The sequence below is a fragment of the Thomasclavelia sp. genome, assembly GCF_017889095.1.
In the GTDB taxonomy this organism is placed as follows: domain Bacteria; phylum Bacillota_I; class Bacilli_A; order Erysipelotrichales; family Coprobacillaceae; genus Thomasclavelia.
In genome coordinates this window covers 1-11,437 of record NZ_JAGHEW010000080.1, presented here as the reverse complement: position 1 = coordinate 11,437, position 11,437 = coordinate 1, and the positions used below count along the sequence as shown (strand labels likewise).

General features: G+C 26.2%; 12 protein-coding genes. 9 read left to right on the top strand and 3 right to left on the bottom strand.

The window, feature by feature from the left end; translation table 11 throughout:
- Positions 1–417 precede the first annotated feature (417 nt).
- From J7M77_RS03570 to J7M77_RS03560, 3 genes are read left to right on the top strand one after another with little or no spacing between them, the layout of a single operon-like run.
- Positions 418–1,290 carry a hypothetical protein gene (locus tag J7M77_RS03570; protein WP_296876082.1) on the top strand — a complete coding sequence of 291 codons (873 nt, stop codon included), beginning with the start codon at positions 418–420 and terminating at the stop codon, positions 1,288–1,290.
- Complete coding sequence (locus tag J7M77_RS03565) at positions 1,290–2,099, top strand: GHKL domain-containing protein (RefSeq protein WP_296876080.1); 810 nt, start codon at positions 1,290–1,292, stop codon at positions 2,097–2,099. Before J7M77_RS03570 ends, J7M77_RS03565 begins: the two co-directional genes overlap by 1 nt.
- 3 nt (positions 2,100–2,102) lie before the next feature.
- Positions 2,103–2,792, top strand: coding sequence for a LytTR family DNA-binding domain-containing protein (locus J7M77_RS03560; protein ID WP_296876078.1), 690 nt, complete (start codon positions 2,103–2,105; stop codon positions 2,790–2,792).
- A gap of 22 nt (positions 2,793–2,814) precedes the next feature.
- Here the strand turns inward: J7M77_RS03560 and J7M77_RS03555 are convergent, their stop codons facing one another.
- Both J7M77_RS03555 and J7M77_RS03550 read right to left on the bottom strand, forming a co-directional pair.
- Positions 2,815–4,251, bottom strand: a complete 1,437-nt coding sequence (locus tag J7M77_RS03555) for a hypothetical protein (RefSeq protein ID WP_296876076.1) — start codon at positions 4,249–4,251, stop codon at positions 2,815–2,817.
- Positions 4,252–4,276: 25 nt separating this feature from the next.
- Positions 4,277–5,566 (bottom strand): hypothetical protein, encoded by a 1,290-nt coding sequence (locus J7M77_RS03550; protein WP_296876074.1) that lies wholly within the window; start codon positions 5,564–5,566, stop codon positions 4,277–4,279.
- Positions 5,567–5,913: 347 nt separating this feature from the next.
- On the opposite strand from J7M77_RS03550, the gene J7M77_RS03545 reads away from it, so the two are divergent.
- From J7M77_RS03545 to J7M77_RS03535, 3 genes are all read left to right on the top strand, one after another.
- On the top strand, positions 5,914–6,597 hold the full coding sequence (locus tag J7M77_RS03545; RefSeq protein ID WP_296876069.1) for a LytTR family DNA-binding domain-containing protein: 684 nt from the start codon (positions 5,914–5,916) through the stop codon (positions 6,595–6,597).
- A 141-nt stretch (positions 6,598–6,738) separates the two neighbouring features.
- Complete coding sequence (locus J7M77_RS03540; protein ID WP_296876066.1) at positions 6,739–7,320, top strand: helix-turn-helix transcriptional regulator; 582 nt, start codon at positions 6,739–6,741, stop codon at positions 7,318–7,320.
- Positions 7,321–7,338: 18 nt separating this feature from the next.
- Positions 7,339–7,620 carry a hypothetical protein gene (locus J7M77_RS03535; RefSeq protein WP_296876060.1) on the top strand — a complete coding sequence of 94 codons (282 nt, stop codon included), beginning with the start codon at positions 7,339–7,341 and terminating at the stop codon, positions 7,618–7,620.
- Between the two features lie 49 nt (positions 7,621–7,669).
- On the opposite strand, the gene J7M77_RS03530 is transcribed toward J7M77_RS03535, so the two are convergent.
- Positions 7,670–9,529: a beta-glucoside-specific PTS transporter subunit IIABC gene (locus tag J7M77_RS03530; RefSeq protein ID WP_296876058.1), complete on the bottom strand. Its 1,860-nt coding sequence runs from the start codon at positions 9,527–9,529 to the stop codon at positions 7,670–7,672.
- A gap of 141 nt (positions 9,530–9,670) precedes the next feature.
- Between J7M77_RS03530 and J7M77_RS03525 the strand changes: the two genes are divergently transcribed.
- The 3 genes from J7M77_RS03525 to J7M77_RS03515 form a co-directional block, all read left to right on the top strand.
- Positions 9,671–10,357 (top strand): Crp/Fnr family transcriptional regulator, encoded by a 687-nt coding sequence (locus J7M77_RS03525; protein WP_296876056.1) that lies wholly within the window; start codon positions 9,671–9,673, stop codon positions 10,355–10,357.
- 2 nt (positions 10,358–10,359) lie between these two features.
- Positions 10,360–11,031, top strand: coding sequence for a LytTR family transcriptional regulator DNA-binding domain-containing protein (locus J7M77_RS03520; RefSeq protein WP_296876054.1), 672 nt, complete (start codon positions 10,360–10,362; stop codon positions 11,029–11,031).
- The coding region (locus J7M77_RS03515; protein ID WP_296876052.1) for a hypothetical protein at positions 11,024–11,437 on the top strand (414 nt) is incomplete at its 3' end. The genes J7M77_RS03520 and J7M77_RS03515, both read left to right, overlap by 8 nt.

Here is an 11,437-nt window from a genome sequence, read left to right as displayed (position 1 = left end):
GAGTTCAATACTGTCACCATCAATGATGCTGTTACCGTCAAAAGCTGCAGCGTTAAAGATATCTACAAAATTAACAGCTTTTTTTAGATGATGCTTTAAAATTGAATCATTTTTAATTTCTGTTTTCATTTTTATCCTCCTATCTAAATTAGAAGAATAAATCATTAAATCTAAAGACATTATACTACATAATTTATTCCTCTACTATATATATACAACCGCACTTAGTGTTTTTTCTTTTTTTATTTTATAATTTCTTAAAAAAGTTCAAATATTCATAAGTAATTTATTAAAAATTAGATTGTTAATGCATTTAATCAAACTAATAAACCAATAAGATAATAGTGACAATTTTAAATTAATGTTATAATAGTTGTGATAAATATGTTATATTAAAAAGAAATTGGAGAGGATAAAATGTTTTTTTATTTGTATCAGTATTTGATGATTGGAATTATTACTGTATTAGCGGATATCATTTATTATGCTATTTATAAAAAAGATAATTATAATCATAAAATAGATATTCGTTTGCTGTATTTTTTGCAGGCAATATTATTGATTGGTTATGTATATTTTAAAGATAGTAACGGATTTGTTTCGGTTTGTACTTATAATATAGCTAATCTTCTTCCGATTTTTGCTTATCAAGATACTCTAAAAAATAAACTGTGTTATTATTTGATAGTTGTAACTTTGTTTATATTAAGTGAATTGTTTATTTCTTTTACTTATGTTTTAGTAGTATCATTATTAGGATATAATGTATTTTTTATAGATGATATAATTGGAAATAATGCTTCTACATATTATTTATTTGTTTTTGTTTTGATGTTAAGTGATATTTTATTAACCTATATTATTTGCAAGCTATTTAATAAAATCAATGTTGCTAAATTAAGCAGTGAATTATTATTGATGAATGTTGTAATTTTATTGATGATCAATACTATGAATTTAATCTATGTAGCAACTAAAAAGAATTTTATGATAATGAGTATTATATATTTGTTTTGTACTATTGTTATTATAGCTCTGGTGTATAAAAGTGTTTCTAATTTAATTAGGAAACATGAAGAAAATATTTTAGATAAAAAAAGGCTTTATATTTTAAATATGCAAATGCAAGAATTAAAGCATATTGACGATCATTATAAAAAAATTAGAAAAAGAAATCATGATTGGATGAACCATTATTTAGTTTTATCTCAATTGTTTGAAAATAATGATGAAAAAATAATTAATTATGTTGATGAATTGATAAAAAAATATGATTCTGGAGTTAAGTGATGACTATTTTAATTAGTTTATTATTTGGATTTATTTTATTTATGTTCTGGCTGATTGTTTATATTAGATTGTTTTATTCAAAATTATTTTTTAATCTTTTTGCCAGTATGTTATTTTGGCTGCCATGTGTTTTAACGATCATAATATTAATTATTGTGATTATTAAATTAATTCATTATCAAAATGATAAAGATAAAATAACAATGATCAAAGGAATTGAAAAACTTAGAAAAAAACAAAAAGATAATATTCAAATGGCAATCGTTAATGATCAAAAAGAACAAGAAAAAAGATTATTACAATTACATAAGATTCAAAAGTCCTTAAAAGCTGATAAATATAAAGAAGCTAAAGAATTATTTTCTTTAGATTATGATAAAATAAAGCAAAACAAATCAGTTCATTATTGTGATAATGCTTATGTAAATGCGGTATTATATAATAAAAAAATTATTGCTAAAGAAATGGATATAAAAATTACATATAATATTATGCTGCCTAGAGAAGATGAATTAGATGTAATTGATTTACCAACAGTTTTATTTAATATTTTAGATAATGCCATTAGAGCGTGCCAAAATAGTGACGATAAATATATTAATTTACAAATCAAATATAATCAGCAATATCTTTCCATTTATCAAAAAAATGCTAATAGTTTAAAAAAAGAGGAAGAAATCCAGGGGCTTCATGGTTATGGTTTAAAAATCGTTGAAGAGATTGTCAGTAAGTATGATGGAATTTGTACCTGGGAAGATCATGATGATTATTTTGAATCAAAAATAATGCTTAAATATAAGGAGGGCTAGAAGGTGAAGATTGCAATTGTCGAAGATAATTTAGATTATTTAAAAATAGTTGAACATAAAATAGAAGAACTGCTTGATTGCGATTTGTTTAAATATTCTAATAGCCATGACTATAAACAAGCATTAAATGATCATATTTTATTCGATATTGTTATCATGGATATTGAATTAGATGATGAATCTGGAATTGATTTAGCGTTAAAAACTAATCAATATTTACCGTACTGTCAAATTATCTATTTATCATCTTATAATAAATATATTAGTGACGCTTATGAAACTGAACATATTTATTATATTAATAAAGAACAAATGGTTTCATATTTGCCATCAGCATTGAAAAAAGCAACTGCGATGATTACTAAAAAGAAAGCTAAGATCTTAACGATAACTTGGAATAAAGTAAGATATGTCATTAAACAAGTAGACATTGTTTATTTAGAAAGGAATCGGCGCGTAACTTCTATTTATACCAAAGATAATGTTTTTAAAACCTCGGATTCACTAGATGATTTGTTGAATTATTTAAATAATGACTTTGCTAGAAGTCATAAAAGTTATTTAGTTAATATGAATTATATTTATGTAATTAATCGAGTAGAAATAATTTTAAAAGATAAGCGTACTATTCCTGTAAGTCGTAGTCATCTTCAATCAATGAAAAAGGCTTATAATGATTTTCTAACAAGATAATAGACATAAGCGACGCTTATGTCTATTTGGCTTTTTTAATAAAATCTTCAATATAAGCAAATGTAGATTCAAAATCATAACTACATTCTTCAAGTTCAATTAAATCAATTAATGAAAAAAATTCATTTTTTATAATTGGTTCTAAAATAATAGTGTTGATTGTTAAATCATCGTTTTTATTGCCAAGAGTGATAAAAATATTACTATCATATAAAGCTAAACTAAATTTGCTAGGAATATTAAATTTATTTTCATCAATTAAATAAAAACGATATTCAGGATAATTTCTAGCTAAATTTAAAGTTCTCTTTAATAACTGAATTACTTCTGTTTTAGAAAATGGTGTATAGAACTGGCTAGGAATTTCGCTAACGCGTCCGGTATGATAAAACGATGCTAAACCGGATTTGGTAAAGAAAAAGATAAATTGCTTACCATTTTTAATATGTTCTAAATGCTGATTTTTATAAGCTATTAAAAAACTTTCAACATATTGACGATATTTGCTAGGACCGGCAAAGCGTTTGGCGATAATATCTTGATCTAAAACCGGAACAATGCATGGTTCATAAGAAAACGAGCGAATGATATCAGTATTATCGTCACCGCCAATATTAGTATAATAATCTATGATATCATTAATAGTCAAAATACTTTCACTAAATAAATTTGCTTGTTGATAGATTTGATCGAATTGATTAACTAAATGAGCATTTGCTTCATTTTTTAATAATATCCCTGAAGTCAAATTCGTATTTATTAATAAAGAATATTCATCACTGCAAATTAAATATGGGTAAGAAAAACTGTTTTCTTGACTATAAGACAAATTATCATACTGGTATTTGATTTCTACATTTGGCAAAAAGATTATTGGTAATAGATCTTTAAACTGGCGTAAATTTTCTAAGCGACCTGCTTCAACTGTTGCTACCTTGATAAGAAGTTCTATGGTCATTGGGCTATTTGAATTTAAATTATCTAGTAAAATATCATAAATTTGATTTTTTATTGGTAAATATACTTTGATTAAATGCGAATCAGATTTTTTTACCTGATCAATAATAAATCTAATCAAGAAAACTAACTCATCTAAATTACCTGCAAAATCATTAATATCGTTAAATGAATAAGAAATATTAAAATCATAATTATTAATTTCTTTTGGATAATCAATGTTTTCAATAATGGTTTTAAGCATCTGTAAACGTTCGTATTTATAATAGCCGACTTTTTCAATTTTGTAGGTGTTATATAAAATATCCCGATTTTCTTTAGAAAGTGTTAATTTATCAGCGATTTTTTCAATGTTTTTATAGCTGGTAGGAAAACGACTGCCAGACATATATTTTTGTAAGACAGTTCGATTAATTTCTGTTTCTTCTGCCAATCTTTTGACGCTATAAGAAGATTTTTTAATTAGTGTATCTAATAGTATTGAAAATTTAGTTTTATCCATAATTTAATTTATCCCTTTATCCCTTTCAAATATATTTTTGTTTGATCATACTAATTGTTTCATCTTGACTATAACAGTATTCAGCAATTTTAAATAATGAATCTAATAATAGAAAGTCCTGACAAAGAGTATTTTCATGAATTGTAATAATTTTATCTTTTAAAATAAAAGTTAAAGCTGTTTGATTGTTTAAGATAATTAAATCTTTTGGAAAATGCAAATTATCTAATTTAAACAAATATACTTCGTGATTTTGATTATCAATAAAATTAAGAATTTTATCAGGATCAATAATGCTCCTTGTCTGTTTATCAGCTTTAAAATATAAAGATATATTGCGTTTAGTAAAAAAGCTCAAGACTTTTTCATGATTTTGGTTATTAAAAATATTAATTAGCCATTTATCTAGCAAAGGAACATGAGCAAATATTTGATATTTTATTTTTAAACGATTAGTATAAAAATCATCAAAAATTGCTGTAAAATTGTTATCATCATTTTTAGTTTTATTGATCATATTTTTAGCTGATTTGCTTTTTTTATAGTATTCATTGATAAGATACTGTTGGTTTTCATTAACTAACATTCCTAAAGTATAATCACTGTTGATCAATACAATGTAGTTAGAACTAATGATGATATATGGGAAAATGCTGTAATAATTTGTCCCGCCTTCTTTGCCATATATGTATTTAATAGTAACGTTATTTTCTAATAAAGCTAATGGCAATAATTTGTTGAATTGATCTAAATTGGTTGAAGTTATATCATTATTTAAGTTTTTGAAATTGACAATTTGTTCAATGATCAAATCAGGATTATTTTTGGCTGATAAATAGATAATATCAAATAAGCTATTATCACTATTCATTAATATTTTTATTTGTTTATCATTAGCAAGAGCATCTTCTAAAACGAAATGAATCATTAATTTAAGTTCTTCTAAATTACGAGCAAAATTGTTTATTTTATTAAAATTATAAGTTAGATTATGATTAGTTACCGTAGAATAGTGGCAGTTTAATGATTCCATTATTTCTTTAAGTTTGATTAGCTTTTGATATTTTAAATATCCAATCCGTTCAATCATATATGCTTTTTTTAATTCATCTTTTTGTTTAGTTGATAATGAAAAAAGTTTGATAATCTTTTCGACTATTTCATAGCTGACCGGAAGTTGGATTCCAGACATGTATTTTTGAATAGTTGAACGTGGGATATCTGTCAATTTTGAGATAGTAACTACATTGTATTGACTACTATTTATATATTGTTTTAAAAGTAAAGAAAAATCATTAATGTTCATTATATTCACCCAATTTGCCCCCAAAATTAATTCACTAACTTAAATTATACATATTTTTAAAAATTATAGGTTAAGATTGTAATATTATGCTAAAGTAAATGTAATAAAAAGTTTATAAGCGAAAAAATATTTATCATATCATAAAACAGTCACACATCAGTTATGAAAATATGGTATAATATAAAAAGATTTAATAAAAATTTTATTTTGTTATAAAAGTTGCCTAAAATACTGTACTTTATCATTCGTTTAAAAAACTTAGTAATCACTGATTATCACATACTAAAACCATGTTGTTTCACCTTAAAATTGCCTGAGCGAAAAGGTACAGTTAATCATTCGCTGGGGAGGTAAATATGAGAGTAATTATTTTAAGTTCAGATCTTGAATTCTTAAAAATGGGTAAAAATAAAATACTGGATTATGATGTAATTGATTATTATAATCTTGATAGCTTGAAAAATGATTTAGATCAATTTGATGATTTTAATATCTTTATTTTAGATTTGGGTAATATAGCTTTGAAAGTTATTGAATTGGCTAAAGAAATTGAACACAGATTTAATAATTCAGCAATAATCTTTACAGGTTCATCGGTTAATTGGATTAGTGATATTTATGAAGTGGATCATTGCTATTTCTTTTTAAAAAGTAAATTTGATGAATATTTAGAAAAGGGTATATCCTTAGCTTTAAAGAAAGTGAGTACAACTAAACAAGAAATTGAAATCAAGATAAATGGAAAGAGTATTTTGATTCCGTTAGATAAAGTAATTTATTTAGAACGAAATTTAAGAAAAACATTAATACATTTAACGCATACTGTTTATCAAAGTTATGATGATTTTAATCGTTATGAACAAATGAAAATAAATAACTTATATCGCTGTCATCGAAGTTTTATTGTAAACCTTGATAAAGTTTGCGAGTATCAAAGAAATCATTTTTTAATGAAAGATGGAACAATTATTCCAATTAGTCGTAGTCATGAAAAAGAAGCTAAGAAAATATTTTTAAATTATTTAATGAAAAACGAATAAGTGTTTGCTAGGAATAACAAATAATGGTTATTCCTATATTTTTTTAAATGAAATGTAGCTAAAATAGCCAATGTAAAAGACTTTTGACAGACAAAAAAATGATTTTAAGCTATAGTTTTAAGTGAAAGGAGGCAAAGAAGTATGGAACTGGGTAATCAAATAAAAATGCTTAGGAAGGAAAAATCATTATCTCAAGATCGTTTGGCAGAGATGATCTATGTTTCAAGACAAACGATTTCCAATTGGGAAAATGATAAAAGCTACCCTGATATTCATAGTTTAGTATTGCTAAGCCAAGTATTAGAGGTTTCGGTAGATCAATTAATTAAAGGAGATATAAAGATGATGCAAGAACAAATTAATCAGGAAGACATTGTAAAATTCAAACACATAGGCTATGTTTATACACTGGCTTTAATAGCAGTGATTATTACACCAATTCCCTTAGTATATTTTTTATCTACTAGTGGAGTTATTATTTGGATTGTAATTTATGGTATTGCTTTTTTAATAGCAGGATTAGCTGAAAAGGAAAAGAAAAAATTTAATATGCAAACATATAAAGAAATTGTGGCTTTTATGGAAGGTAAACAGCTTGATGAAATTGATAAAGCTCGTGAGGAGGGAAAAAGGCCATATCAAAAAATTTTATATGCACTAGCCACGGCGCTTATTGCTTTGATTGTTAGTTTAGTTATGATAAAGTTTTTCAATATTTTTTAAAATAATGAGGGTTTAACTATGAATGAAAATTATATGAATAAAAAAAGTAAACAAACATTTCAAATGATCTCATTAATTGCTTTGACAATCATTTGGATTGGTTATGCACTAGCACTATATCATGGTAATGATCAAAATATTTCTTGGTATTTTGGGTTAATACTTATTCTTTCTTTGGTGAATACAGATATTTTATTTACAAAAGCGAAGCTGGCTAATATTGTTTTTACTGTTTTAGCTAAGATTAATGGGATATTATTTTTTATTGGTGCAATCTATATGATTATTTCTGTTTTTTAAAAGAACTAACCTTTAAAAGTTAGTTCTTTAGCTTAATTGAGTATTATTTTTATTGCAGTTCTAATAGATTTTCACCAGCTTTTAATAAACCTTCATTTAATAATTCGATTTTTGAGTAATCAGCAGTATTGGTAATAATTACTGGTGTGATTGTATTATAACCAGCCTGATTGATTTTATCAATTTCACAGCTGATTAAAAGATCACCTTTTTGAATTTTTTGCTCCGGTTTAACATGAGCAGTAAAGTATTTACCGTTTAATTGAACGGTATCTAAACCAATATGGATTAAAATTTCCGCCCCATTTTCACTTTTTATACCAATGGCATGACAAGTTGGAAAAAGCATTGTGACAGTACCAGATACTGGAGCATAAATATTATTATTGTCTAAATTTATCGCAGCACCTTTTCCTAACATTTCACCAGCAAAAGTAGGATCAGGAACTTCACTTAAACTAACAACGTTACCACTTGCCGGAGCGTAAATGATTTCTTTGTTAACTGGAGTTTTTTCGTTGTCTTTTACTGGTGTTAAATTTTCAGTATTTTCTTCATCATCTTGATAACCCCAAACCATTACTAAAATAAAAGTAACGATAAAAGCAATAACCATCGAAATGCATGAATTGATTAAATTGCCCCAGCCATTTGGACCAACGTATGCTGCTAGTGATAATAAACCAGGTGAACAGAAACTATAACATTTTGTTGACATGATACCAGCATAGAATCCACCAGCACCACCACCGATCATGACACACCATAAGACTTTTTTAAACTTTAAAGTAACGGCAAATAAAGCGGGTTCTGTAATTCCTAAAATAGCAGTAGTACCAGTTGTAAAAGCAGTTTGCTTTAATTCTTTTTTCTTGGTCTTAAAAGCAATGGCCAGTGATGCAGCTCCTTGAGCAATATTGCTTGGCAGATTCCCAGGTCCGGCAATAGTTTCGTAACCGCTGGCGCTAATTGATTGCATCATAAACGGAACTAGACCATAATGCATTCCAGCAGTGATCATTAATGGGAAGAATGCCCCTGTTAAAGTTGGTACTAGCCAGCCGGCATATTGTTGTAAAGCATTCAAACCGTTACTAATTCCCACTCCGATAATAAATCCAAGTGGACCTAAAACAATAAATGTAAGCGGCGCAACAATTAACATACATAATAGTGGCTTAAAGAAAAATTTAATCATTTTAGGTAGATATTTTTCTAAAAAAGCTTCAACATATTTTAGTGCAAATAGCATTAATAAAACAGGAATAACACTAGAACTATAAGTCGCTAGAGTTACTGGAAGATTTAAAAATGAACTAAAATTAAGGGTATAAGCATCAGTGATTAAAGCATTATAGCTTGGATGCAACATCGCTCCTGCAATTGATACAGCAATAAACTGGTGGCAGCCTAGTTTTTTAGCACCAGTAAAAGCTAACATCACTGGCAAAAAATATAATGGGGCATCACTAATTAAATTTAAAAAGTAATAAGTTGAACCCTTGGTGTTTATTCCTATTAAAACAGCTACTGCAAGCAAGGATTTCATTAAACCTGCGCCAATGATAGCTGGTAAAACAGGGGTAAATAGTGCAGAAATAAAATCAAATAATTTTTCTGAAAATTTGCGTTTAGTTTTTGAGGAATCATCATTAGAAAAATCATTTTTAATCAAACTTTGAATTGCTTTAAAAACATTGGCTACTTCATTACCAATAATTAATTGATACTGGCCTCCGTTTTTAGCGATTCCTAAAACACCATTAGTGTTTTTTAAAGTCGTTTCATCAACAATACTTTCATCTTTTAAGGTAAAACGAAGACGAGTAGCACAGTGAGTAAAACCACTGATATTATCTTCTCCACCAATAGCTTTTAAAATAGTTGTTGCGAGTTGATCATAATTCATGTTTAAGCTCCTTCTTTCTTTAAATTTATTTTTTAATTCAAAGCAATTATAATAGCGCTTTCAAAATTCTTCTGTAACAAAAGCTACACAACGATATTTTATGGTATACTTTAAGTAGTTATTTTGATGGAGGGGACTAGAATGTTAATTCCACGTTATTATTTTACAAATGATTTTTGTATGCTGCATGATTATTTTTTAACCCAGCCACATTTTAAAAAGAGCTTTAAAAAAGGAGAGTATCTCTGGGAGTCAGGTGAGTTATTAACCAATGTTTATTATGTTGAAAAAGGGATTGTTTTAACTTATACGGAACATGAAGATGGCTATCGAAAGATTTCTTCGTTTCACGGAAAAGGAACGGTTTTTCCAGGCTGTCATAATAATCAATATAAAATAGAACAATCAATTGTTTCGATTGCACTTACTGATGTTGAGGTTTTGTGTTTTAAAAAAGATGATTTTTATCAGATGTATTGCCAAAATCAAGAATTGTCAGCACTTGTTTTAGAATGGTATGCGATGTATATTAATTTGCTGTTGTATGAAAACGCTCATCAAGAATATAATAATTCATTCATTAAACTATGTAATTTGTTATATTTGTTTTCAAAAAATTCCCCAAGTGTTTCTAGGTTTAAAATTGAATTAACTCAAGAAAATATTGCCGAGATATTAACGATCAATCGTGTTAATGTGGCTAGATTATTATTAAGGTTAAGAGATGAAAAGATTATTAAACCACATCGTAAATGGATTGAAATTATTGATATGGATGGGTTAGAAGCATATTGCTCTAAAGAAACCTTAAAAAATGAGAGGGAGTAAAGATGTTTAAAGTTGGGATAATTGATGATGAAAAGATTTATTTAGATAAAATTAAGATGATTTTATCTAATCATTTTTCTAATTTAACTATAAAAACCTATGATACAGTCAATAAAATAGAAGATGATTTAGATTTTATTTTATTAGATATCGAAATGCCAGATATTGATGGAATTGATTTTGCAAAAAATAATAGACAAATTAAAATTATCTTTGTAACTAATCATGATCTTCGTTTTAAAGAAGCTTTTGGAACTAATATTTATGGTTTTGTATCTAAAAGTAATTTAGAATTAGAAATAATTGCTGCTATCAATGATATAATCGAACAATTATCGGATCATAAATCTTTAAAATTAATGATTAATAATCGAGAAACTAAAATACTGTTACAAGATATCATCTATCTTCAATATATTAGTAATCGCGTCATTAGTGTGATTTATCAAAATAAAAATATTCAAGTTAAAAATATTACTTTAAAAAAGATATTTGAACAATTAGATGATCGCTTTATCCAAATAAGTAGAGAAACAATTATTAATAAAAAGAAAATTAAAAGTATTCATGATAACTATCTTAGATTAAAAGGAGTAAATACTAATTTCTATATTAGTCGACGAAGAATCAAAGAAGTGAAAGAATACTATTATGGAGCTGGTTTTTATGGCTAATTTCTTTTTAGAATATCTCGATTGTGTTTTTTATGTTATTGGATTAACGGTTTCGTTATCACTTTATTATCAAAAGTATTTAAAAGTTAGACTAGCAGCTTTAATGATTAGTTATAGTTATATTAATTATTTAGTTATCAATCTTTTTTCTGATCGTTTTATTGATTTTTTAGCTGTTAATAGTTTAATTATATGTTTTGATTTCTTGTTTTGCTGCCTGATTTATAAACAGTTTAAATGGCATTATTTATTTTATACAATAACATATTATAATCTTTATAATTTAATGATTGGTCTGGTTGTTGATTGTTTAGGAGTGTTATTTATAATTCCAATAATATCAAGAATTGTGGTTTTAAGTTATCTTAATCTGGTTACAGTTTTATTGATATATATTTTTAAAAAT